Here is a 24756-nt window from a genome sequence, read left to right as displayed (position 1 = left end):
AAAAACTGACCGCTAAAGCGGCCAGTTAAATTCCTGCACTCAGTACAACTTCACCTTCGGGCAATTCGTTTCCTGCCTGAGGTTCCAACGTTATGGCAATCGTATCCCAGTCGGCTGAACTTTCATCCAACTGATAATAGCTTGCCCCTTCACCATTTGGGTTGGGTGAAAAAGCGCCTGCCGGTATCGGCTTGTCATCCTTGATCAACCACACCTGATAAACCTGGCTATCTTCCAGCTCTGCCAATCGATCGGCTTGTACAACTAAATTGAGCGAACCCTCTTCTTCAATCATCGCTGCGGTTGCGGTTCCCTCAAATGCTTCATTCGGCTCCAGCTCGATAGACTCGATCGCCGTTTCCGGTGCATCTTCCTGATCTGATAATTGGAAGAAAGCATAGGCATTGCCCATTAAGGATGCGAGGAGTACAGCCGCAAGGAGCGGCTTCCATAAGCCAGGCTTTCTTTTTGGCTTGTGCATCGGTATGGCGGCCATTTCCGGCTTCAAGGCCACTGGCGGTTCATCCTGTTCCCGCTCTTCTTCAAATACATTAGACAGAATACGCGCTTTCATGCCTGCCGGCGGTTCCACCGGATCTGCAAGATAAGGGAGCTCGCCTGTCGCTTCTACTATTTCCTGGCATTCCGTACATGTTTTCAAATGATGTTCATATTGCTGGATTTCGTCTGCTGATAGCGTTCCGTTCAAATAATCCACTAAACGGTCACAATCCATGTTAGTCATCGTAAGCCCCCCTTTCCTGCAACCCATGCAGAGATGTTTTTAATTTTTTTAACGCAAGCCTTATTCGGCTCTTCACAGTTCCGAGTGGAATATCGCACATATCTGCAATCGTTTCATGGGTATGCCCCTTAAAATAAAACAAGTCGATCATTTTTTGCTGCTCAATGGATAAATGCTGAACAGCCGTTTCGATCTGCCCTTTCTTTTCCTGCCATTCCACCTGTTCGGCAACAGGCGCATCGTTGCTGGCCACCTGAGCCGCCTCTTCAATCGGCACGGTCGGTTTTTTGCGTTTCCGTATCAAGTCGATGGCTGTATTTTGTGCCATTCTGAAAAGCCAGGAAGTGAATTTCCCTTTACTTTCATCGTACACCCCTTTGCCGCGCCAGATCTTAATGAATACTTCCTGTAACACCTCTTCAGCCAGATCGCGATCTTCCAGCATCTTATATAGAAAAGAGAAAAGGATTTTTTCATAGCGGTCGTATAATTGTTCGAGCGCGGCTTTGTCTTGTTCATTGATCCGCAAATATAGATGTGTATCGGTAGTTTTTTCCATCCCCTGTCTCCTTTTTACATATTTCGTATACCTACCTTACTATACTTCCCGCTACAGGAAAATCTTTTCTTTTCATGGGCTGTTCTCCGTGTCCTTGGCTACGGAAAAGAATCTTACGCTTGAATTCTACTAATTCCGAAAAAGCAACAGTCAGCTGGAAACTACGCATAGCATGGAAGTTATTAAAAAGTTCTTCCGTTTTTATCTGCTATATACAAAACGCATGTAACAAGGAATTAGTTCACTATTGGTTAAAATCGGGAATAGAACTGTAGGTAGAAAACAGAACGACTGGAGGAATCCTTATGATCTATAACATCACCGCTGCAACCGGCCATCTTGGTGTCAAAATCGTCGAAGAAGCATTAAAGTACATGGATCCAAAAAATCTGGTGCTGACAGTGCGCAATCCTGAAAAAGCTTTGAATTTCCAAAAAAAGGGAATACAAATAAAACGGGCGAATTACCGCTCTGAATCAGCAATGGCAAATGCTTTCAAGGGTACAGATGTGCTCATCTATATTCCAAGTCTTACGTTCCCGAGCGTCGCACGAATCATGGAATTCGAGAATGCGATTTTGGCTGCTGAACAAACCGGGATCAAACAATTCATTTTTATCGGTTTCATGGCTGACCACGGCAATAACCCGTTTAAAATGAGCCCATTTTTCGGCTATGTCCAGCGCCGTTTGGCATCCGGATCAGTTCCATTCACTTATATCCGAAACGGCATGTATTCTGATCCCCTGCCTCCTTATCTGCCGGAACTGGCCGAACGGGGAAAAATTCTTTATCCGGTTGGTGACGAGCGAATTTCTTTTATTTCCAGAAAGGATCTGGCAAAAGCCATCGTTCAAATTGCGTTGAAACAGGAGTTGCACGGCAATGAGTTTACGTTGACCGGACCAAAAGCGTGGTCTATGACTGAACTTGCCGAATTGCTCTCACAAATCAGCGGAACATCAATTTTCTACGATCCGCTCAGCAATGAGGAATTCGCGGAACTTTATGACGAACCGAAAGGGTTCGGTCCTGTTCTTGTTTCTTTGTATGAAGCTGCAGCCAGAGGATTGATGGCGGAAGTTACAGAGGATTTTGAAAGCATCACAGGAGAGGCAGCGGAAGATTTATCGATATATATTGAACGTGAATACCGGAATCTTCCTTAATGCCAGAGAAAAGACCGAAGAGCCTTTTGGCTTTTCGGTCTTTTCATATAGTTTACATGAAGCTACTCGATCAAAATCTGGTGCCCTTCGTCTTTCTTCTTGTCTTCTTTTGATTTAGGAACCTGAATCATCAAAACACCGTCTTTAAAAGATCCGGAAATGTCGTTTTGTTCCACGTCACCAACATAGAAGCTTCGCTTGAAAGAGCCATAGGAGCGTTCTTTCCGGATATAATGGCCGTCGTTTTCTGTTACTTCTTTGTTTTCTTCCTTCTTCCCTTGAAGTTGAAGATAACCATCTTTGTATTCAACTGAGATATCTTCTTTTTTGAATCCTGGTACATCCACTTCCACTTCATAATGGTCGTCGGCATCTTTGATGTCTACTTGAGGATAATTGGCTTCTTTGAAAAAACGATCGAAAACATCCATTTCAAAATTGCTGTCAAAAAGGCTTGGGAAAAAATCTTCCCGTTTTCTTGGTAAAAGTCTCATTTTCAAACTCTCCCCTCGAAAAAATTTTAATGGAACATCACTTTGAAATGCTCTACGAAAATCTGCTTTACCCAACGACTGCTGTCTTCCTGCTAATACCGATTATCCCTCCTTTGCCTTCTAAATTGCTGGTGAGTGATTTGCCGCCCTCTCTAATAATAATTATAGAAAATGATGTTTTTTTGTCAATTAAAAGCTTTCAAAATTAACAGGAAAATTCAGATTTTTTTGCTGCTTGGATTCAGTCAAATCACCATTACAGGTATATCCCGGTGTAGGATTTCTTGCATAATTTTACTTCTTCAGGCGTTCCTTCGGCAATAATGCGGCCACCACCATTCCCACCTTCAGGACCAAGGTCGATGACCCAGTCGGCTTGTTTGATGATTTGTATATTATGCTCGACAATTATAACGGTATGGCCTTCATCCACCAGCTTATTGAGCAAAATCAATAATTTTTTAATGTCATTTGGATGAAGCCCGGTAGAAGGCTCGTCTAAAATGTAGAGTGTCTCACCTTTGACATTTCTGTTCAATTCCTTAGCCAATTTCAGACGCTGACCTTCACCGCCTGACAAAGTGGTAAGCGTCTGGCCCCATGTCAAGTAGCCGAGCCCAACTTCACAAAGCAATTCGATAGTGGATATTATCTTTTTCTGGCCAGCGAAAAAGACGCTGCTTTCTTCAATGATGATATTTAGGATATCCGAAATGGATTTGCCTTTATACGTCACGGCCAACACTTCTTCTTTAAAACGATTGCCTGAACAAACCGGACAAATCACTTCCAGGTCCGGCAGAAAATACATCGGTGTAAAGACATAGCCCATGCCGAGGCAATGCTCACAGCGTCCACCTTCTGTGTTGAACGAAAAATGCTTTGCGCTTAACCCTCTTTCTTTCGCTTGCGGCAATTTCGCAAACAGATTCCGGAATAATGTATAGATTTCTGTATACGTTGCCACATTAGAACGCTGCATCCGGGTCAATCCGGATTGTCCAAAGATGACCATCCGGCTGAGTTCTGCTGTTCCGGTAATCTCATCGTAGCCCTCTTTTATATGATCCGTTTCGACACTGGCGGCCAGAATGCCAAACAAAAGAGACGATTTTCCTGAACCCGATACACCGGTAACGGCAATAAATGACCCGAGTGGGAATGCAACGGTGATGTTTTTCAAATTGTTCTTATAGGCGTTGTGTATAGCCACATGGCGCCCGTTTCCGGTTCGACGCATCTTTATTGCTGGCGGCTCTTCCTTCAGGTAAGCACCTGTTACGGAATTCTGTTGCTCCATCAATTCATCCAATGTGCCTTCTCCCACAATTTGACCGCCATTAATTCCCGCTCCCGGCCCAAGGTCGATAATCCAGTCCGCCTGCTTCATGACGTCGACATCGTGTTCAATGACCAGGACCGAATTGCCCAGTTCCCGTAATTGTTTCAAGACATCGACCAAGCCCTGAATATCCTTGGGGTGGAGCCCGGCTGTAGGTTCATCCAGTATGTACAGCACTCCCGTCAAACTGGAACCCAGGATGGTTGCCAGCCGAAGGCGCTGCGCTTCTCCTCCGGATAATGTAGACGACTGCCTTTCCATCGACAGATAACCGATGCCGACATGGATAATCCGCTTGATTTTTTCTGCCAGTTCATAGACCAATGAAGACGCGACTGACTCGTCATTCGCTTCAAAGCCCAGAGAGATTTCTTCCACCCATGCAAGTATTGCATCCATTGGAATTTGCGACACATCGGAAATCGATTTTCCAGCCACTGTTACCTGGCGGCTTTCTTTTTTCAACTTGGTTCCCTGGCATTCCTGGCAGGTTTGCTGAAAGAAAAAATCGGCTTCCGCTAAGTTGCCGCCTTTTTCGTTGTAGCGCCTCCACAATCCGGTCAAGACGCCTTCGAACTTGCCTTTCGCGACTGTTTTGGGAGATGGTGTCTGCGGATGATGTTTTTTGAACTCCTCACTCTCCACACCATACAATAGAAGATCTTTCTGTTCAGCTGTCCAGTTTTCCACTGCCAGATCCTTATCAATCACAAAGCCATAATGCTTTGCCGCAGCGACAACCGATTTGCCGTAATACTCAGTGACTGCAGCATTCCAAACAGTCACAGCGCCTGCGTTCAAGCTTTTCCCTTCATCCACCACCCGCTCAGCACGGATCCCCAGCTTTTTCCCTAAGCCGGAACAGGCTTCACATGCCCCTTCAACGGTGTTGAAGGAGAAGTGTGCCTTCTTTAAATTCTTCATATGGAAGCCACAAGCTGAACAAGGCATCATTTCACTTTCTTCATCCAGCTCCGGCGGCCGTCTGACCTTTTCATGACAATTTGGGCATTCCCGCATCCCCAATTTTTCATAAATGACCCGCAAATACGTATACATATCCGTCACCGTACCGACTGTAGAACGCGGATTGCGGTTGGTGGTTTGCTGCTGGCCGATGCCAATGGACGGTGACAGCCCGCTGATTGATTCCATTTTCGGTTTATTGATGAAATTGGTGGTCATGCCATTCAGTTCCATGTACTGCCGTTGGCTCTCCCGTTGGATGATATCCAGCGCCAATGTCGATTTACCTGAACCGGATGGACCGGTGATCACAACAAATCGCTGTTTTGGAATGGCAACAGAGACGTTTTTCAAATTGTTTTCGGAAGCCTTTACAATGCGGATAAAATCAGCCACGCTCAGCGCCTTCTTTCTACATAAGCTTTCTGATTGCCCTGTTTTAACGGATTTTCATTGAGGGTTGCGGCATTCAATCGTTAGAAATAGCCCGCCATAATAGGATGTGACTTTCTCTATATGCAGACCGGATTCCTTCACCAGTTGGAGTGTATCCCGGTCTAGATGACATCCATCACATACTCTTTTCCAGATAGGCGTCAAAGCTTCTTGGGTTTTCCCCAACATTTTTTGGTCCATTTTAACATGTTCGAATAATAGAATTTTCGCGCCTGGCTTGCTCGCTCTTCGAATTTCCTGGAGTGCCCGCTCGGGTTCTGGAATGGTGCAGAACACTAAAGTTGCAACTACCGTGTCAAAGCTATCGTCGAAAAACGGCAGTTCTTCCGCTATTGCCTGATATGCATAAATAGGGGTTCGGGTCTTTTTAATCCGCTTTATTGCCTGTTTAGCCATTGCAGGATTTGGTTCGATCGCATCCACCCGTTCGACATTTCTGTAATAGCCAAAGTTCGCGCCTGTTCCAAAACCGATTTCCAAAACCCGCCCTTGGGCTTTCCTGACAAGGCCCGCACGGATCCTCTCAAAACGTGTTTTCTCAAGTGGTTTCATTGCTACATCGTATAGTTTCGGAAACAATCCGGCCAAGCTACTCAGCTCCTGTTCTGTGTTTTTCTGTATGGTATAGAATTCGACTTTTCGCGCTTGTTTCCCTTGTTGCCAATGAAACTTCAGTGCAGAAGAAAGCAAGTGTCTTGGACGGCTCTCTGCATTCCAGAGCACAAAAAGACGGCAATCCCTTTTTCGAGATTGCCGTCGCATGATCTGTTTAGTTTTTTGTGTTATTGACAAATGGCCCGTATTCACGGCGCTGATGCTGAACCGATAACCATTTTAAGGTAGTGAACTCTTCAAGCACCCATTCGCCGTTAAAGCGGCCAAGTCCTGAATCTTTTTCTCCGCCGAACGGCATATGCGCTTCATCATTGACCGGCTGGTCGTTTACGTGGATCATGCCGGTATGGATCTGATGAGCAATATTCGTACCGTGCTCGATGTTTGCGGAATGAACCGCTCCACTGAGTCCAAACGGGTAGGCATTCGCCATTTCAACCACTTCTTCGTCGCTGTTGAAAGGGATCAAGATCGCTACGGGGCCAAATATTTCATTTTCTGCAAGTGGCATGTCGTTCGTCACGCCTGTCAGCACAGTCGGCTCCAGTACATTGCCGTCAGCATTGCCGCCAAGCTGTACTTTTGCACCCTGTTCGACGCTCGCTTCAATGTCTTTCAGGATCCGGTCCACCTGTTCACGGTTGATGAGTGGCCCGACTTGAGTATCCTGCTCTGCCGGATTGCCGAACTTCAATTTTCCGGCGCGGGCAATAAACTGCTCTGCGAATTCATCGTAAATATCCTGGTGGACAAAAATACGATTGATGGCCATACAGATCTGGCCTTGATGATAGAATTTGCCGAATAAGGCGGAATCCACAGCCTGGTCCACATCAGCATCCCCCAAGACGATGAAGTTATTATTTCCACCGAGTTCCAACGCCGTTTTCTTCAATGCACCACCGGCAAGTTCACCGATGCGTTTTCCGACGGGCGTTGAACCAGTAAAGGAAATAAGCCGCGGCGTCGGATGTGTGACAATGTCATCGCCAATTTCTGAACCGCGTCCGACCACCACATTTAGCAGCCCTTTCGGTAATCCAGCTGCTTCAAAAATGCTGGCAAACAGCAAACCACCGGTTACCGGAGTGTCTGTTGCCGGTTTGATGACTACGGCGTTGCCGGTTGCGAGTGCCGGCGCAATGGAACGGATCGCCAAATGCAAGGGGAAATTCCACGGGCTGATGATGCCGATGACACCTAAGGAATTGCGGTATACCCGGTTTTCCTTGCCTGCTTGCTGGGAAGGAAGGATTTTGCCTTCCATGCGGTACGGGAAAGTCGCCGCTTCCTTCAGGATATTGATTGAAGCTCCGAACTCGACAGTCGCTTTAATGACGGTACTGCCGGCTTCTTTAACAAGCCATTCGATAATCAGCTCTTTGTTTTCCTGCATTACTTCCAACGCTTTCTCGATGACTGCCCGCTTGGTCTGAGGCAATTCTTTCGACCATGCCACCTGCGCTTCAGCTGCAGCTTTATAAGCAGCATCCAAGTCATTCTTATCAGCGGCTTGAGTTGTCACCAGTTCTTCTCCAGTGAACGGATTGGTGGTTTTCATTTGGCTGTCGCTTGAGCCGGTAGTCCATTCACCATTTATATAAATCTTCGAAAAATCGGTTTTCATTTGGATCGTCTCCATTCTCTAAAGTTTACGGCTGTTGTCTAGGGCGGATCAGGATTTCGTTGACATCGACATGTGCCGGCTGTTCCACCGCATAGGCGATTGCATTAGCAATATCCTGTGCTTGAAGCATCTTCATCTCTCCGCCTTGTTTAAAGGCAGTCAAAACATCTTCGTCCGTAATCGTACTGGTCAATTCTGTTTCCACCGCACCCGGTGAAACAATCGTCACGCGAATTTCATGTGATGGGTCGATTTCCTGGCGCAGTCCCTCTGAAATGGCACGAACAGCGAATTTGGTACCGCTGTATACGGCACTGCCTTTGGAAACGCTATGTCCTGCCACTGAAGAGACATTGAGGATATGTCCAAATTTTTGTTTCTCCATAACCGGCAATACTGCGGCAATCCCGTAAAGGACACCTTTGATATTGACATCGACCATTCTATCCCATTCGTCGACTTTCAATTTATTCATAAATGATAGCGGCATAAGTCCGGCGTTATTCACCAGCACGTCGATTTTACCGGTTTTCTCCAAACCGGCTTCCACTAAAGCTTTCATCTCATCAGCCGAAGTCACATCGGTCACTTTATAATCCGCTGATCCGCCATCACGTTCAATTTCCTTTTTCAGTTCCACCAGTCGGTCTTCGCGCCGTGCAGCGAGCAGGACATGATATCCCTTGGCAGCCAATTCCCTTGCGGTAGCCTGCCCTATTCCACTGCTTGCTCCTGTCACGATTGCGGTTTTATCTATTGTCATATCTGTTCATCTCCATTTCTTGACTTTAGACATTTCGGTTTAAATCAGTCTATTATTATTGCACCCTAATCCTTTACCCGATTCCTCCGCCAAACTAAACAAATTACCCTGAAAAATAGACCGTCTCGATCCGATTCCTGTGTTATAATTTTCACAAGATGGGGGTGTTTGTATGCGGAAAATCTCTCCGGAGGAGCGGCGGATAATGCGGCGGTCCTATGCCGAGAAAATTATGGAGACTGTTCGGACAAAAGGCTTCATCACCTTAACAATTCAGGATTTGGCACGTTTGATGGGAATCAGCCGGGCTTCCTTATATAACTTTTTCGCATCAAAAGAAGACATCATCCTGGAAGTCACCGAAATCTATATTGATTACCTGACAAACACCAATGCTTTCATCAATAACCCACGTTTTGCCTATAACCAGAGATTTCCGACTGTTTTTGAACAGGCTGCCTTTTCCGCTGTCTACGCCTCTGAAATCTACTTGAATGAATTGAAAATAACTCTTCCTTCCTTATATGAACGCAAGCTGAAGCTCGCAAACGAACGGATTTCAACACTTCATACTTTTTACGAAAACGGCATGATCGATGGGGATTTCAATCTTCTTAATCCTTCTTTGATCATTGCTCAGGACGACGCCGCTCTGCGGAAAATACTGAACTCTTCATTTTTGGAAGATGAAAACATAAACTTGGAAGACAGTATGTACGGCTACTATAAAATTATGAAGTACCGCACATTTGCGCCTGCCTTACTGAAAACCAGCAAAGACCCCTATATCGACAAAGTCGTCGAGGTCATCGTCAGCCAGTTGACTAAAGAAAAATAGGGTTTGCACAAAACTGATTGTATTCTCTCCGTAAGAAAGGCTTTGTCACAATTCTGTGACAAAGCCTTTCTTCTTTTAATCAGAACCAAGAAGTAAAGTTTGGATTTTTAAAGTGCTGGGAATAGAATAAAACACATATCAACCTATTTCATCATTTATCTCGAGAATAAAAGTTTTAAAATTCTGACAAATAGAATATAATGAAAAGCAACTACCGAGAAAAGGAGATGGTTAAAATGAACTTAGACTCAATAAAAGGCTCGAGCATGATTGTGAAGATGGCGCGCGCTTTAGTGGAAGATGGCTGGTCATTCACTCCCAATGAATTTGACGTCATCGTGAAAGCGGAACATAAGGGGACAGGAGAAGCCATCTCTTTTAATTCAATCGGCAATTTAAAAAGATGGATGTATGAAAAAGCGCTTAGTTATTGAAATTTTCCAGTCCAACTAAAAATCTCCAATGCCATACAGGCATTGGAGATTTTTTTGAACTTCTTACAAACAGGCCGCTTTTTTACACAATTCCGCTTTAATTCCACGGATTTTCAAGCTTTCAACAATCTCACGGGCTGTTTTCGGTTTGGGATTCACATAAAATAAGGTTCCGCTCATCTTCATCAACCTCCAAGACTTTTTCATAGTCTCAGTATACAGAACAAATGTGAATAAACTATTAACAAATCAAAATTCTTTAAAATATATTTCGCTTATACACACTTCGAGATGCTGCCTCGGCAGCGAATATGCGGATTACAGACAAAAGGGAGATCTCTGGTGAAAACCAAGGCTGTCTTTTCTTTATCTCATTAACTCCAGTTTCTTCATCACTACGGACACTAAAGGGTCGCCTTCCGCCACTCCCGAAACTTCCCGAAATGCCGCTTCATAACCTTTTTCAGCAATCATTCCACTTAGTTTTACTGCTTCTGCATCTTCTTCACTGCGGTATAGCAAAGCGGCCGCAATTACTGTGGCAAGGCCATCCGGTTCTTTGCCGGTGGATTGCTGATAAAGGACCGCCGGCCGCAGCAACCGGTCTTTTTTGCCCAGCTTGCGGATCGGCCCTCTGCCTACACGCGTAACATGATCAGATATATGCGGATTGCGGAAGCGTTCAATGATTTTTTGGGTATACGCCTCATGTTCACTACGGTCAAAGCCGTGTTCACGGATTACTACTTCGCCTGTTTCTGCCAGCGTCTGTTGAAGCAGTTTCTCCACTTCGGGATCCTGCATCGCTTCGAAAATCGTCTGGTGGCCTTTGTAGCGGCCAAAATAGGCAGGAACTGCATGACCGGTATTGACGGTGAACAATTTTCTTTCTATATAAGGGGTCAATTTGTCTACATAGGTGATGCCTTTAATATCAGGGACGCTGCCTTTGACAGCCGGCCGCTCCACCACCCATTCAAAATAAGGTTCAACCGAAACATCCAGCACGTTTTCATTGGACTGGTCAGGCACAATCCTGTCGACCGCAGCGTTCGGGAAGCCGAATAGTTTATCCGCCTGCTTTTGTTCCGATTCACTTAAATGCTTATAGACATGTTCTTTTAAGGCAGAGCTTCCGTTGATCATATTTTCACAGGCTATAATATTCAATGGTTCCGGATCGGTCTGTAACCGAATCTTCAATCCCTCGGCAATCAACCCGGAAATGGCTGACAGCACGTTCGGTCCCACGGCAGCCGTTACCAGATCTGACTTGCTGATGGCTTCCGCTGCTTGGTCGAGCATCGTCTGGCTATTGATGCCCCGGACATTTTTGACCGTTTGGACGGATTGTTCCTTTCCCAGTAAATTCACATCGTATTGGCGTTTTGTATTAAGCTCATCGATGACCGCTCCGTTGACATCGAGAAAAATCGTTTCATAGCCCGATTCATCTAATAATGCTCCGATAAATCCCCTGCCAATATTGCCAGCCCCGAAATGAACCGCTTGCATTCAGCTCACCTCACTGAACAAATCCATGATTTCATCTTCCGAAGTTGCATTGAGGATCTTGTCGATATTTTCCTCCTCTGAACAGACAATCGCTATATTGGAGAGAATCTCCAGATGCTCATTGTTCCTTCCGGCAATGCCGATCAGGATTTTTGCGATATTGCCGCTGCCAAAATCGACTCCTTCCTGTACAGTGACTACCGAAATGCCGGTTTCCAGGACGTTGGCTTTGGCATCTTCTGTGCCATGGGGAATTGCCAGGCTATTCCCCATGAAAGTGGAAGCCATGCCTTCCCGTTCAAGCATTTTGTCGACATATGCTGCATCCACATAGCCGTTATCTACCAAGATTCCTCCGGTATACCGAATTCCTTCCTCCATCGTAGATATGGGGACATTCAATTTAATATTTTCCCTTTTCAATACTGCTTTGGCCATCATCATCACTCCCGATTTGTTTTTTATGATTTCCTATCAGTGCTTATTTTTTTAAACGCTGTGCCAGCTTGTCGTATTCCGGACTATTCATGAAATTCTCCACTGAAATATGTTCCGCCTGCGGCAATTTTTCTTTTGCACGCGGCGTCAGATCTTTGTGGGTGACAACGATATCTGCATCGTCCGGCAACTGGCTGATGGCGGTGTTGGTGACCGGTATATCAATGTTTTCTTTCTTGAACTTATTTTTCAGCAAGGAAGCGCCCATGGCACTGGACCCCATACCCGCATCACAGGCGAAGACGACACGACGCACCTGATCCGCTTCTTTCATATGAGGGTCGGAAGTCACTACAGCGCCTTCCTGAAGGACATCTCCATCAGAAGTGGCTGTCGGTCCTTGGGCTGCCTGAGGCGCCAAGTATCCAGCCGCTGTGCTCTTTTTGCCTTTCATTTCCTCCATTTTACCGGTTGCAGCTGTCAGGTCCTCTTCCACATCCTTGGTGGTTTTCAGGACAAGCGACGCGATAGTGAACGAGACGGCTGCGGCAACAATTACACCGAGTACCACGCCGACGTAGTTTCCTTGCGGCGTCAAAGCGAGAAGGGCAAAAATACTGCCCGGTGATGGTGTGGCCACTAATCCTGCATCCAGCAGGACAAAGGTGAAAACACCGCTCATCCCACCGCCGATGACAGCCAACAGCAATAGTGGCTTCATTAGAACGTAAGGGAAATAGATTTCATGGATACCACCGAGAAACTGGATAATGGCTGCGCCAGGTGCTGAGCTTTTGGATATCCCTTTTCCGAAAATACTGAAAGCCAGCAAAATCCCGAGTCCGGGTCCCGGATTGGTCTCCAGTAGGAACAAAATCGACTTGCCATTCGATGCCGCTTGTTCAACTCCAAGCGGACTCAACAGCCCGTGGTTGATCGCATTATTCAGGAACAGGATCTTAGCAGGCTCAATGATGATGCTCGCCAAAGGCAAAAGCCCGTTATTGACGATGACCTCAACTCCTGCTGCCAGGCTATTGGTCAGGGAGTTAACAATCGGTCCAACTCCGAGTACCGCGATGCCTGCCAGAATTGCACCCAAGATGCCAGCTGAGAAATTATTATAGAGCATTTCAAATCCGGCACGTATTTTGTCCAGGAAAAGCTGGTCCACTTTCTTCATTAGATAACCTGCCAACGGCCCCATGATCATGGCGCCGAGGAACATGGGAATATCAGCACCAACAATAACGCCCATCGTAGCAGTCGCACCCAGTACGCCGCCCCTGAAGTCATAGACGAGCCGTCCACCGGTAAAGCCGATCAATAATGGAAGGAGATACGTGATCATCGGACCGACCAATGCCGCCAGCGGCTCGTAAGGCAGCCATCCATCTGGAATGAATAATGCCGTGATAAGTCCCCATGCGATGAACGCGCCGATGTTCGGCATGATCATCCCGCTTAAATGACTTCCGAAACGTTGGATCCGTGCACGATTTTTACCTTCAGCCATATGAATCCCTCTCTTCTGATATTAGTCACAAAAAATAACAGGGTAAATGATGAGGTTTGTACTTACATGATGAAGTTCGTATGCCGTATGCTCTATGAAGTTAGGTGTTGGATGACTGCTTCTGTTCAGCTTATCCTGATGTTCTGTTGCCACATCGGTTCTCACCTCTTTCTATAGGAAGGAAGAATAGCAAGCTGGAAAACCCTAAGACTTTATTTAAATGGTAGCATATTCCTAGCCAAAAATGTTAGTTTTTTCTGAATAATCAGTTTTCACAAGAGTAATCATTTATAAGTATGCAAAACAAAATGCCAGCGGCGAAGACAGGAGAGGTGTCTTCGCCGCTGACATATTTTATCAGCCGACCGGTTCCTTGCAGATCCCCTGCAAATGATAAACGATCATTTTCCGTTGCTGTTCCCTGCCCGAATACTCGGGCCTGACCAATGCATCCAACACCATCCCGTCCAGCAGGTTGATCAATCTATTTGTTTCAAGCGGAACGTCCAGCTCTTTCTTCAACAAATTCAGTAAGATTAAATTAGACATAACGTTTTTGATCGCCTGCATGGCTACATCCTGACCTTCGCGGTATCCCTTCCTGCTATGTCCTCCCTGAAGCTTAAAGATCAGCCTGACCTTGGCTTCAACCTCCAGCTCATCAGCAGCAGGCAGAAACACCATCAACACAGCAATGATTTTCTCCAGCGGAGTCTGTTCTTGCTGGAATATTTCACTTGTTTTATCAGTCAGCCGTTCAAAAATCAATGCTTCTGCATAAAGCATCAATTCTTCCTGAGATGAAAAATAATAACGCAATGCACCCAATGACAAACCGGCCTCCTTTGCTATATTCCGTGAGGATGCCGCTTCCATCCCATGTTCAAGCATGATTTTCCAAGTGGCTTCGGCAATTAACTGTTTTCTTTCGTTTGAATCGATAAGTTTTGGCATAGCTTTATATTATCAGAATAATAATAATTTTCAATCTTTTTAATACGACTGTGTTAGGATGGTTTTTCACCTTTTATTTTGTTGATACGACTGTATTACCAAAATATTAACAACTTTCAGACACTGTGGATAACCTACTTTATCTGTGCGCAACTGTGTATAGTATGCTTTGGATGTGGAAAAACTAATTTCGCAGCATGCGTCCGATGAAATAAATACCTGTGACTAGTATTACTGTCAAGAAGACGGGCATAAAGAAGCTCCCCAGACCATCTGCAGCACCCGTAGCCACTCGAACCGACTGGACAGTGATGAAACTGAAAAGGATACTGATTTCGTTTTTCAGTACATTGATCATTAACCGGCCATTACTGTATTGTGCCTCTATATTCTCTTCTGTCAGGTTTAGGTAGTTATAACTATGCGGATACTTTTCAAGAACTGTCATACCGCTCCATAATGCTGCTGCGATTATCGGCAGAAGAAATAGCTCCGTTTTCCTGCCCCAGCCGTCGGGTTCACCTGCAGCGTTATAGTGGCTCGGTACTTGGTCAGGCAACGCATTATAGTGAAATAGCAGATAGACGAACATCATTAAAAAGACCAGTACAGAGACAGCATTCAGAAATGCCTCAAGAACTGAACCTGGTATTTCTATTTTCGGTTGGTTCTTCACTAAAGTCCCCTCCCCTCTTCATTGTTTTTTTCAAAAAAAAAAGAAAAACCCAGTTGTGTCAAGCTTTCAAGAACGCAATAAAAGAACGGTTATATGTGTAGGCGCATAGAGTTAAGCCATATAATTTTAAAAAGAGTTAGCTCTACTGGATCCCTCCACTACGATACGATTGTCTAAAGCAAATTGAATAGCAATAAAAGATCTGCTGATATATCTTTACTTTTGAAATCGGTTTCGAATTGAAAATTGATTCCATTCTGCTTCCCTACCGCTTCGCAGCTGAAAATTCTCTTTAAACTATTGATGTACGCCTAATTCCCGCTGTGTTTTTTTAAGACACAACCACCTTGCCACAACTTTAAAGAGGCAAAGATTTTCTATGTAATTCCACTAGGCATTCAAGAGATTTTTCAGACTCGTCTTCCAAACATATCCTGGATAGTTAAGTAATTTACATTTTTCACATTTACATCCTCTAAAACCAGCTTACTTATATTATAATAAATGGAAAGCCCAGATTCTTCAATCGGCCTTTAGGAGGCATCACTCATGTTCAAAAGTTTTTTCAGTAAGTTTGCAAAACAACCAGAAAATCCTATCCCGCAAATCTCATCCCCTAAAATAGACTCTAACAAAATTTATCTTTTTGAATCCAATCAACAGGAACTTGATCGGATCATCCAACTTCCTGCACAGCCAGGGAAAGCTCCCGGCTATGTATATTTCGTACAGGAGTACATGACCGGCTCGTTTAAAATAGGCAAAACCAAGCAAATCGACAGACGAATGAATGTCTTCAATGTCAAACTCCCATTTGAAAACAAATTGATTTTCCTTATTAAAACTGCAGATCATCATCAAACGGAAAGCGCCTTTCACCAGCATTTTTCAGACAAGCGCCTTGAAGGCGAATGGTTCAGCCTGACACGGGAAGATCTATCCTGGATAAAAAAAGGATTCTATACCGAAGCTATCCAAAAAACCATCATTTCCCCTTCCGAAGTCACCAAGCAACTTTCCGCCAATAAAGCTAAAAGTGAGGAAAAGCCACTGACACAAAAACAAATTGAATTCGCCAAAACTTTGGTGCTGAAACTCGAGCAGGACTATGAGTTGAGTACAGCATATACAGCTTGGACCCAAAAAGACTTGAACAGATTGAGTGGTTATTTCCGGTTTAAAAATATCGGCGCCTTAAACAATCTCGTAGAGAGCGGCATCCTTAAAGCAAAATAATGTCCTTATTGAGCGGAATGTAAATCTTAACATCTGCTTAAAAGCAGCTCAACAATCTTTTGGGATACTGGATTTAGAAAAGATTGAAAGGGGCGGAACAGCAGATGAAAATTGCGGTGATCGGTGATTTGCATTATCCGGCTTTGAAAGAATCCTATTCCTTTATCGAAAAGGACCGAAAAAGATTTTACGAGGTTTTCCTGGAGGAATTCTTTTCAATTCCTGCAGACCTTTATGTATCAATCGGTGATTTGACTAATTTCGGCACGCAGGACGAACTGGCGGATGTCTATTCCATCATCAAGAAACACGGCAAGCCATTTAAGCATGTTCTTGGAAACCATGATGTCTACGGGCTGACCCGGAAAGAAGTATTGGCCATTACGCGCCAGCATCGTTTCCATCAAGTTTCAACCGATTCAGTTGTACTGGCATTTTTGGATACTGCACAGGAAAAAAATCATGCCCATTGGGGCGGAACCTTGGATCCGCTGCAGCAAAACTGGCTATCGGCAGTGGTTAAAGAAGCCGAAAACCGACCGCTGATCGTATTCGGACATCACCCAATTCACGGCACCACCAAAAACTCCACCAAAGATAAGCGCTGCATCCATCCTGATATTCCGATGTGGGACATCCTATCCGAAAAACAAGGCGCCGGTCTGTACGTCAACGGCCATAACCACTTCAACTCCATTGCTGCACGTGAAAACTGGACATTTCTTCAGCTTGCGGCAGTGCTCGATGAACAGGCTGTCCGCCTAATCGAGGTTTCCGAATCCTTGCTATCCATCGATTATATATCTTTTGCTGATTTGCAGCTGCACGGGAATGCACAAGCCATCGGAGATGCCATCGATCATTTCCGGCTGAACCCTTATCCCTTAGGAACCGCGGCTGATGTCAAGTACGCCATTCCGCTGGTTGAAACCGAAATCCTCACTTCTGTAGAGAAATGATATAGCTCCAAACTATCCAAACAAGCCGCAACTCCCCACGGGAGCTGCGGCTTGTTTTCATCTTTTCCATTTTGGTGTGGTTCACCGTTCATTTGTCGAACAGCACCAAATAAATCGTCATTTCATGCTCTTGTAGAAATTTCTCGATTTCTGAAACAGCGACCTGTTTGGCTTGTTCTTTCGGATAGCCATAAATCCCTGAAGAAATCAGTGGAAAAGCGACCGACTCGCATTCAAGTGACACTGCCAATTCCAATGTGTTGCGGTAGCAGGAACGCAATAATTCTTCTTCTCCCTCATTTCCACCCTGCCAAATCGGTCCGGCTGTATGGATAATGTATTTCGAGGGCAGCCGGAAACTATCGGTAAAAACCGCGGCTCCTACAGGGCAATGCCCTATTTCATCACAGGCTTTTTGCAATTGTTCCGCGCCAGCTGCACGAAAAATGGCGCCGCAGACCCCACCGCCCATCTGCAGTTCCGAGTTTGCGGCATTGACAATCGCATCCGCATTTACCTTGGTGATATCCTCTCGTACAATTTCCAATGGCATGATTTACACCCCCCTCGAGTTTTTCCATAAAACTCTTACCCAGCCTAAGTTACCGCCAGCGTTGCCCAAACAGTATTCCCCATCTCTAAAAACCATCTCTTTTTACCCTATACCCTGCCAAAAAAGATATAAAGCATCAGCACCAATTGCTATTTTCTGCGCAAATACACTCAGCTTCCCCAACTCCGCTAGAGTAAGATGTTGTTTTTCGTTATACTAAAGTATAGAGATCAATGAATACGGTTGTGAGTTGAAAAGACCGTCAAAGGAGCTGCTCCATGTACGAAATGCCATATGAAAATCCATTTAAGAAATCATTCTTTGACCTGAAAGAATTGGTCGACAGCATTCAGGAAAATTTACTGTGCCCAGCTACGATTGAAGATACAAACCATCGCCTGCATGCGTATAGCTCCCATGAAGATGACACCGATTCTGCCCGCATCGGCACCATTATCTCCCAGCGTGTGCCCGAACGAGTCATCAATCGCCTTTGGAAAGAAGGGGTCATCCCGAAATTGATGAAATCGGATTCGGCTTTGCGCATTCCTCACATTGAAGACATCGGACTTCGTGACCGCGTCGCGATTGCCATCCGGAAAAACAATGAAATTCTAGGGTATATCTGGGTAGTTGAAGGCGGGAAGAAATTGACTGATGCACAATTGGATTTGTTGAAGGATGCCGCTGCAGCTGCTACCCCCTTAATGTCCAAGCTGCATCAGAACCGCAAGCGGAAAGAAGAGAATTACCAGGATTTCCTCTGGAAGCTTTTGACCGGCCAATATAAAACCTTAGAAGAAATCCATGATAAATTTGATGAGTTGAATCTGAAAAAACCAGATTGCTTCACTGTACTCGCCTTCCGTTTCGATCAAAGTATTACACGAAAAATGGAAGAGCAAATTTCCTATTTGATTACGACTAGCCAAAAGATCACCAATCATTTTTTGGTGATCATGGAAGAGGAATTGATCCTCATCGCTTCTCCTCATCCGACACAATCCGATGACAAAGCCTTTGAAGACTTTATTGCATTCTTTATTTCTGAAATGGCCAATCGCTTTTCAATCTCTGGCGTTAAAGGAAGTGCCGGAACAAGTTACAGCGATTTCGGCAAAGTAGAGACGAGCTATCAGGAAGCGCAAAAAGTGTTGAAGATGAAAGACTTTTTTCCGGAGGAACTGGAGGATGTGTTCCATTTTCGCCAGCTCGGGGTTTTCAGGTATTTGGACAAACTGCAAAAAGATCTGCGTACCGAACGTTATGAACATCCAGCCATTGCGAAACTGGAGGCTTATGATAACCAGCACAAGTCCAATCTGTTGAAAACACTGGAGGTTTTTATCCAGCAGGACAGCAATATGAACGATGCTGCAAAAAAGTTGTTTGTCCATACCAATACACTTCATTACCGGATTAAACGCATTTCGGAAATAGGCGGAATCCGCATGACCAATGTCCATGAAAAAATGGGCATATACTTGGATTTGAAAGCTCGAAAACTGGGCAACAAATAAACTTTTGTGAAATTTCACAAAAGAAACCGCTTTCTTTCTTCATTTCATACAATGAAGAATCATAGGCTTCCCGCTATACTTATGGATATCTACACTATTCGTTTTATAGGGGGAAGAAAAATGATTATTGGAATTCCAAAAGAAATCAAAAACAACGAAAACCGAGTGGCCATCACTCCAGCTGGTGTCGACGCGTTTGTAAGAGCCGGACATCAAGTTATCATCGAAGCAGGTGCAGGCCTTGGAAGCAGCTTTACAGACGCTGATTACACAGCGACTGGTGCGAAGATGGTTGAAACAGCCCAGGAAGCCTGGTCTGCAGAAATGGTCATGAAGGTTAAAGAGCCCGTTGCTTCTGAATACAAGTACTTCCGTGAAGACCTTTTGTTATTCACTTACCTGCATCTTGCAGCGGAACCTGCGTTAACACAAGCGTTGGTTGACAGCAAAGTAACTGCAGTTGCCTATGAAACGGTATCAGTTAACCGTACGCTTCCACTATTGACGCCAATGAGTGAAGTGGCGGGAAGAATGGCTGCTCAAGTCGGCGCACAATTCCTTGAAAAAGTTTATGGCGGCAAAGGAATCCTGTTATCCGGAGTACCGGGTGTACAACGCGGCAAAGTGACAATCATCGGCGGTGGTGTTGCAGGAACAAATGCAGCGAAAATGGCGATCGGCCTTGGCGCGCAAGTGACTGTCATCGATTTGAGCCCGGAACGCCTTCGTCAATTGGATGATATTTTTGGAACGGATGTTACTACATTGATTTCCAATCCATTCAATATCGCAGAAGCAGTCAAAGAATCCGATCTGGTTATCGGCGCTGTATTGATTCCAGGATCTAAAGCACCTAAATTGGTATCTGAAGAAATGGTCCAATCCATGAACCCGGGTTCTGTTATTGTAGACATCGCCATCGACCAAGGCGGAATTTTTGAAACGACAGACCGTATCAGCACACACGATGATCCAACATATGTAAAACATGAAGTGGTTCATTACGCCGTTGCGAATATGCCTGGCGCTGTTCCACGCACATCAACGATTGCTTTGACGAATGTCACAGTCGGCTATGCACTTCAGATGGCCAATAAAGGCGTTCAACAAGCAGTCGCACAAAACCCGGCATTGAAACTGGGTGTCAATACAGCAAACGGCAGTGTGACCTATGAAGCTGTTGCCAAAGACCTTGGGTTTGATTTTGTTTCTGTCGATGAAGCTCTCGCTAAGCCGGCATCATTGGTATAAGAATACCTGAAAGAAAGTCCTCCGTTGCCTGCTGGCAACGGCAGGGCTATTTTTTGTATCCAAAACTCCAATCCGGTCTCCCTCTTCCCTGTACATCCAATTTTTATTGTTCTATATTTAGGAAAGGTGATGAAAATGAAAGCAAAAGTTTATGTAAATGACGAACAATTCATTTCCGGCATGACGGAAAAAGATATCGCAGAACCTGAACACAACAATATGGCCTTACATGCCTGTGAAAATCCACAAACGATTTTGGCGAACCGGGAGAAATTAGCGGAACTCCTGAATGTTTCACTCGCCGATTTTATTTGTACGCAACAGACCCACAGCGCCAATTTCCAGCGCGTGTCGAGTAAGGACAAAGGCCGTGGTGCATATGATACCGAGGGTGCCTTCCCCGATACGGATGCCTTATATACCGATGAGAGCGGACTGGTCTTATGCAGCTTCGCAGCTGATTGTGTACCTGTCATCATCCGTGACAGGAAAACCGGAATGGTCGGGGTTGTACACTCCGGCTGGCAAGGCACCATCAAAGAAATTACACTCAAATTGCTTCAGCAGTTGATCCAAGTTGAGAACTGCAATCCTTCCGATATGGAAATCCAGATTGGCGCAGCCATCAGCCAGCAAAAGTTTGAAGTCGATCAGGATGTCTACTTGAAGTTCGCTCTGCTTGGCTACGCCAGCGAATTTATCGAATTCAATAATGCCACAAACAAATACCATATCGACAACCAAGCTACGGTAAAAAAGCAATGTGAGCTTGCCGGCGTTCCGACTGAACAGATCTCCATTGATCCGACCTGCACATTTTCAAGCCCGAAAGGCTTCTCCTATCGGCAGGACAGAGAAAGCGGTAGACATCTGATTTTCGTAATGAAAAAATGATTATTTGGCTGTTGAAAAATTGAGGAGATGATCCAGGATTATTAGTCAAAAAAATGAGAGTTCTCCTCCATCTGATTTTGTTATCCGGGACTCCTCTTCCGCGTTCTGTAACTATGCTGGCATCCGGTTTTCTTGGAGATTTCACTATAAAAAAAGTCGCATCCGAAACCTATTAAGGTAATCGGATGCGACTTTTTTTGTTTCATCTGTAGTAATTGAGGGAAATTTCTTTCTTTTAATACACAACTAATTATTCATTTTTTATAGGCTAAAATGATTCTTTAGAATCAATTTTATTAGTTATTTCCTTCTTGTAAGTTAAGTCCTTTAGAAGAGACGTTCTCCTTATGCGGATCCTGAAGCCCCTCAACTCGCTTAATGTCCCAACGGATCAACAGCGAAATCAGAAATGCGATAGATGCCAAAACAATGAAGACGTAGAACACCGGCACATAACTGTCTGTCTGCTCCCGGATTTGCGAAACGATTGCCGGTCCGATGATGCCACCCAGTGACCATGTCGTCAATAAGTAGCCGTGAATTGCGCCCAATTGCTTCGTTCCAAATAAATCGCCGATATACGCTGGCAGATTAGAGAAACCACCACCATAACAGCTGACAATAATTAAAATCAATGCTTGGAAAATCAGTACATTGGTGATATTCGGAAGCATAGTGAAAGCTGCGATTTCCAGTACAAAGAAAATCGTGAAGATTGTTGGGCGTCCGATGTAATCGGAAAGTGCAGCCCATCCTAGTCTGCCTCCACCATTGAAAATTCCCATGATGCCTACTAACGTAGCAGCACCAGCTGCTGAAAGTCCCATCATTTCCTGCGACATTGGTGAAGCAACTGAAATGATCATGATGCCGGCACTGACATTAATCAGCATCATTGACCAAAGCATCCAGAAACGGCGCGTTTTCACAGCTTCTCTGGCCGACAACTGCGCTAAGTCTTTTTTCATCACTTTTTTGCCGGAATCGATAGCCTGCTGCATACCAGCTGGCATCCAGTCTTTCGGCGGTGGAGCAATATAAGATGCACCCAATACGATCAGGATGAAATAACTGATTCCTAGGATATAGAACGTAGTGCTGACCCCAAAGGATCCCATTAAGTTTGCAGCAACCGGAGCGGTGATCAATGCACCGGCACCAAAGCCCATAACTGCCATCCCAGTAGCCAATCCTCTGCGGTCCGGGAACCATTTAACAAGGGTGGAGATAGGTGCGATATAGCCTACACCTAAGCCAAGACCGCTTAACAAACCATATGTAAGCAGGAATAATACCAACGAATCGATTTGAACGGCAAATCCAGCGCCGGCCTGTCCGAAACCGAATAGTAATGCTGCTACAATTGCTGACTTTCGAGGGCCATTCTTTTCCACAAACCCTCCGAAGAAGGCTGCCGAAATACCACCGAGTGCCATCATGATCGTAAAGGCGTATGTAATTTCTTTAGGTGCCCATCCCATTTCGTCGCTGATCGGTGTTGTGTAGACGCTATATGCATAAGCCGCCCCGATCGAAAGTTGAATCGCTATGGCTGCCAAAGCAATCAGCCATCTGTTTTTTGTTTTACTCATCAAAAGTCCTCCTTTAAACCGTTTTTATCTGCTTCATCAGCTGAGAAGCGATTCTACAGAGAATATATGTTATTCCAAAATAACACAAGGGCGTTTTTAAAATTTGTATTTTCAAACTCTTGTTTTCCTGCTTATCAAGCCTTGCGGCTGTAAGGTTTGATTGTCCAAAAAAATTTTTTTGAAAAATAACGAAATATTACAGAAAAAACAAATTCCATTGTTTTCCTGGTTTTTCTGTGTTATGAATTCATCTCGAATGTAAAAATACTCTCTTTCAAACATCTATTATTCTGCTTTAGACAATATATAAGCAATCACAGCCATATAAAACTGTTTTATCAGGCAGATAAGTTAAAGTAAATAAATAACACAGAATAGTCACAGTTACCCCGAGTAGCGGTATTGACCCAGTAGAACATGTCGAAATCATTCAAATGAAAACGCTTAACTGATTATTCCTGCAAATCAGAGCACCGGCATAATCGGGTCAGCCAAAACTTAAAAAATTACTGAGGAGAGATTTATCTTATGACAACAACTAAAGGTTTAGAAGGCGTAGTAGCAACCCAATCCGCCATCAGCTCGATCATTGATGACACACTTACATACGTCGGCTACGATATCGATGACTTGGCCGTTAACGCAAGCTTTGAAGAAGTGATCTACCTGCTTTGGCACCAGCGCCTGCCAAAAGCGGATGAACTGGCGGAACTGAAGCAGCAATTGGCGGACAACATGGCCGTGCCACAAGCTGTGCTGGATCATTTCAAGACATATGACATCAAGAACGTCCACCCGATGGCGGCTCTTCGCACCGCGGTGTCCATGCTCGGCTTGTTCGACGAACAGGCGGAAGTGATGGAACCGGAAGCGAATTACAACAAAGCCATCAAAATCCAGGCGAAGATTTCGACGCTGGTGACGGCCTTCGGCCGCATCCGCAACGGCCAGGAACCGGTCGCACCGAAAACGGACCTGAGCTTCGCAGCCAACTTCCTGTACATGCTGTCCGGCGAATTGCCGGAAGCGATCGAAGAGGAAGCCTTCAACAAAGCCCTTGTGCTCCACGCCGACCACGAATTGAACGCTTCGACGTTCACGGCGCGTGTCGCAGTGGCGACGCTGTCTGACGTCTATTCCGGCGTGACAGCGGCCATCGGCGCATTGAAAGGCCCGCTTCACGGCGGCGCCAACGAACAAGTGATGAAGATGCTCACGGAAATCGGCTCGGTCGACAACGTAGAGAAGGTCATCACCGAAAAATTGGCGAACAAAGAGAAAATCATGGGCTTCGGCCACCGCGTCTACCGCAAGGGCGACCCGCGTGCGAAGCATCTGCGTGAAATGTCCCAGAAACTGACGAAGATCCGCGGCGAAGAAAAATGGTACGACATGTCGGTGAAAATCGACGACATCGTCACAGGCCAGAAAAACCTTCCGCCGAACGTGGATTTCTACTCGGCTTCGGTCTACCACAGCCTGAACATCGAACATGACCTGTTCACGCCGATCTTTGCGGTTTCCCGCACATCCGGCTGGCTGGCGCATATCCTTGAGCAGTACGCAGACAACCGCCTGATCCGCCCGCGCGCGGAATACATCGGGCCTGGCATGCAGACGTATGTGCCGGTTGAAGAAAGATAA

At 45.2% G+C, this 24756-nt stretch carries 23 protein-coding genes; 9 read left to right on the top strand and 14 right to left on the bottom strand.

The window, feature by feature from the left end; genetic code table 11:
* Nucleotides 1-25: 25 nt before the first annotated feature.
* Nucleotides 26-745 (bottom strand): anti-sigma factor, encoded by a 720-nt coding sequence (locus ACRC6Q_RS08925; protein ID WP_298828625.1) that lies wholly within the window; start codon nt 743-745, stop codon nt 26-28.
* Nucleotides 738-1304 (bottom strand): RNA polymerase sigma factor, encoded by a 567-nt coding sequence (locus tag ACRC6Q_RS08920; protein ID WP_223638590.1) that lies wholly within the window; start codon nt 1302-1304, stop codon nt 738-740. Before ACRC6Q_RS08920 ends, ACRC6Q_RS08925 begins: the two co-directional genes overlap by 8 nt.
* Before the next feature lie 305 nt (nt 1305-1609).
* Between ACRC6Q_RS08920 and ACRC6Q_RS08915 the strand changes: the two genes are divergently transcribed.
* A complete protein-coding gene (locus tag ACRC6Q_RS08915; RefSeq protein WP_431466343.1) occupies nt 1610-2473 on the top strand; it encodes an SDR family oxidoreductase in 864 nt (287 codons plus the stop codon).
* 62 nt (nt 2474-2535) lie between these two features.
* Here ACRC6Q_RS08915 and ACRC6Q_RS08910 read toward each other — a convergent pair whose 3' ends face one another.
* From ACRC6Q_RS08910 to ACRC6Q_RS08890, 5 genes are all read right to left on the bottom strand, one after another.
* Nucleotides 2536-2967: an Hsp20/alpha crystallin family protein gene (locus ACRC6Q_RS08910; protein ID WP_431466342.1), complete on the bottom strand. Its 432-nt coding sequence runs from the start codon at nt 2965-2967 to the stop codon at nt 2536-2538.
* A gap of 256 nt (nt 2968-3223) precedes the next feature.
* Nucleotides 3224-5671: an excinuclease ABC subunit UvrA gene (uvrA, locus tag ACRC6Q_RS08905; RefSeq protein ID WP_431466341.1), complete on the bottom strand. Its 2448-nt coding sequence runs from the start codon at nt 5669-5671 to the stop codon at nt 3224-3226.
* Nucleotides 5672-5725: 54 nt separating this feature from the next.
* The gene (locus ACRC6Q_RS08900) at nt 5726-6319 is read right to left on the bottom strand and encodes a class I SAM-dependent methyltransferase (RefSeq protein ID WP_298828610.1); all 594 of its coding nucleotides are present in this window, start codon (nt 6317-6319) and stop codon (nt 5726-5728) included.
* A 181-nt stretch (nt 6320-6500) separates the two neighbouring features.
* Nucleotides 6501-7973: an aldehyde dehydrogenase family protein gene (locus ACRC6Q_RS08895; protein ID WP_431466340.1), complete on the bottom strand. Its 1473-nt coding sequence runs from the start codon at nt 7971-7973 to the stop codon at nt 6501-6503.
* 25 nt (nt 7974-7998) lie between these two features.
* Nucleotides 7999-8736, bottom strand: coding sequence for an SDR family oxidoreductase (locus tag ACRC6Q_RS08890; RefSeq protein WP_223638572.1), 738 nt, complete (start codon nt 8734-8736; stop codon nt 7999-8001).
* 205 nt (nt 8737-8941) lie between these two features.
* Between ACRC6Q_RS08890 and ACRC6Q_RS08885 the strand changes: the two genes are divergently transcribed.
* Both ACRC6Q_RS08885 and ACRC6Q_RS08880 read left to right on the top strand, forming a co-directional pair.
* Nucleotides 8942-9574, top strand: a complete 633-nt coding sequence (locus ACRC6Q_RS08885; protein WP_223638569.1) for a TetR/AcrR family transcriptional regulator — start codon at nt 8942-8944, stop codon at nt 9572-9574.
* 236 nt (nt 9575-9810) lie between these two features.
* A complete protein-coding gene (locus ACRC6Q_RS08880) occupies nt 9811-10008 on the top strand; it encodes a hypothetical protein (RefSeq protein ID WP_223638565.1) in 198 nt (65 codons plus the stop codon).
* 366 nt (nt 10009-10374) lie between these two features.
* Here ACRC6Q_RS08880 and ACRC6Q_RS08875 read toward each other — a convergent pair whose 3' ends face one another.
* The 5 genes from ACRC6Q_RS08875 to ACRC6Q_RS08855 all read right to left on the bottom strand — a co-directional run bounded on the left by ACRC6Q_RS08875 (nt 10375) and on the right by ACRC6Q_RS08855 (nt 15107).
* On the bottom strand, nt 10375-11523 hold the full coding sequence (locus tag ACRC6Q_RS08875; RefSeq protein ID WP_431466339.1) for a mannitol-1-phosphate 5-dehydrogenase: 1149 nt from the start codon (nt 11521-11523) through the stop codon (nt 10375-10377).
* A complete protein-coding gene (locus tag ACRC6Q_RS08870; RefSeq protein WP_431466338.1) occupies nt 11524-11961 on the bottom strand; it encodes a PTS sugar transporter subunit IIA in 438 nt (145 codons plus the stop codon).
* Between the two features lie 43 nt (nt 11962-12004).
* Nucleotides 12005-13477, bottom strand: a complete 1473-nt coding sequence (locus ACRC6Q_RS08865) for a PTS mannitol transporter subunit IICB (protein ID WP_223638556.1) — start codon at nt 13475-13477, stop codon at nt 12005-12007.
* Between the two features lie 357 nt (nt 13478-13834).
* On the bottom strand, nt 13835-14431 hold the full coding sequence (locus ACRC6Q_RS08860) for a TetR/AcrR family transcriptional regulator (protein ID WP_223638553.1): 597 nt from the start codon (nt 14429-14431) through the stop codon (nt 13835-13837).
* 184 nt (nt 14432-14615) lie between these two features.
* Nucleotides 14616-15107 (bottom strand): DUF1648 domain-containing protein, encoded by a 492-nt coding sequence (locus tag ACRC6Q_RS08855; RefSeq protein ID WP_223638551.1) that lies wholly within the window; start codon nt 15105-15107, stop codon nt 14616-14618.
* Nucleotides 15108-15656: 549 nt separating this feature from the next.
* Between ACRC6Q_RS08855 and ACRC6Q_RS08850 the strand changes: the two genes are divergently transcribed.
* Together ACRC6Q_RS08850 and ACRC6Q_RS08845 are read left to right on the top strand one after the other, a co-directional pair.
* Nucleotides 15657-16343 (top strand): GIY-YIG nuclease family protein, encoded by a 687-nt coding sequence (locus tag ACRC6Q_RS08850; protein ID WP_223638549.1) that lies wholly within the window; start codon nt 15657-15659, stop codon nt 16341-16343.
* Nucleotides 16344-16447: 104 nt separating this feature from the next.
* Complete coding sequence (locus tag ACRC6Q_RS08845) at nt 16448-17302, top strand: metallophosphoesterase family protein (protein ID WP_431466337.1); 855 nt, start codon at nt 16448-16450, stop codon at nt 17300-17302.
* Between the two features lie 88 nt (nt 17303-17390).
* On the opposite strand, the gene ACRC6Q_RS08840 is transcribed toward ACRC6Q_RS08845, so the two are convergent.
* Entirely contained in the window at nt 17391-17855 is a 465-nt protein-coding gene (locus tag ACRC6Q_RS08840) for a macro domain-containing protein (RefSeq protein WP_431466336.1), read from the bottom strand.
* Nucleotides 17856-18133: 278 nt separating this feature from the next.
* Between ACRC6Q_RS08840 and ACRC6Q_RS08835 the strand changes: the two genes are divergently transcribed.
* From ACRC6Q_RS08835 to pgeF, 3 genes are all read left to right on the top strand, one after another.
* Nucleotides 18134-19375 carry a PucR family transcriptional regulator gene (locus ACRC6Q_RS08835; protein ID WP_431466335.1) on the top strand — a complete coding sequence of 414 codons (1242 nt, stop codon included), beginning with the start codon at nt 18134-18136 and terminating at the stop codon, nt 19373-19375.
* A gap of 120 nt (nt 19376-19495) precedes the next feature.
* Nucleotides 19496-20626, top strand: a complete 1131-nt coding sequence (gene ald, locus ACRC6Q_RS08830) for an alanine dehydrogenase (RefSeq protein WP_431466334.1) — start codon at nt 19496-19498, stop codon at nt 20624-20626.
* A 135-nt stretch (nt 20627-20761) separates the two neighbouring features.
* Entirely contained in the window at nt 20762-21520 is a 759-nt protein-coding gene (gene pgeF, locus ACRC6Q_RS08825) for a peptidoglycan editing factor PgeF (protein ID WP_431466333.1), read from the top strand.
* A gap of 296 nt (nt 21521-21816) precedes the next feature.
* Here the strand turns inward: pgeF and ACRC6Q_RS08820 are convergent, their stop codons facing one another.
* On the bottom strand, nt 21817-23112 hold the full coding sequence (locus ACRC6Q_RS08820; protein ID WP_431466332.1) for an L-lactate MFS transporter: 1296 nt from the start codon (nt 23110-23112) through the stop codon (nt 21817-21819).
* A 528-nt stretch (nt 23113-23640) separates the two neighbouring features.
* Between ACRC6Q_RS08820 and citZ the strand changes: the two genes are divergently transcribed.
* A complete protein-coding gene (gene citZ / locus ACRC6Q_RS08815) occupies nt 23641-24756 on the top strand; it encodes a citrate synthase (protein ID WP_431466331.1) in 1116 nt (371 codons plus the stop codon).

Source organism: Planococcus sp. SE5232, from assembly GCF_050686535.1.
In the GTDB taxonomy this organism is placed as follows: Bacteria; Bacillota; Bacilli; order Bacillales_A; family Planococcaceae; genus Planococcus.
This window is presented reverse-complemented; position numbering and strand designations above follow the sequence as displayed.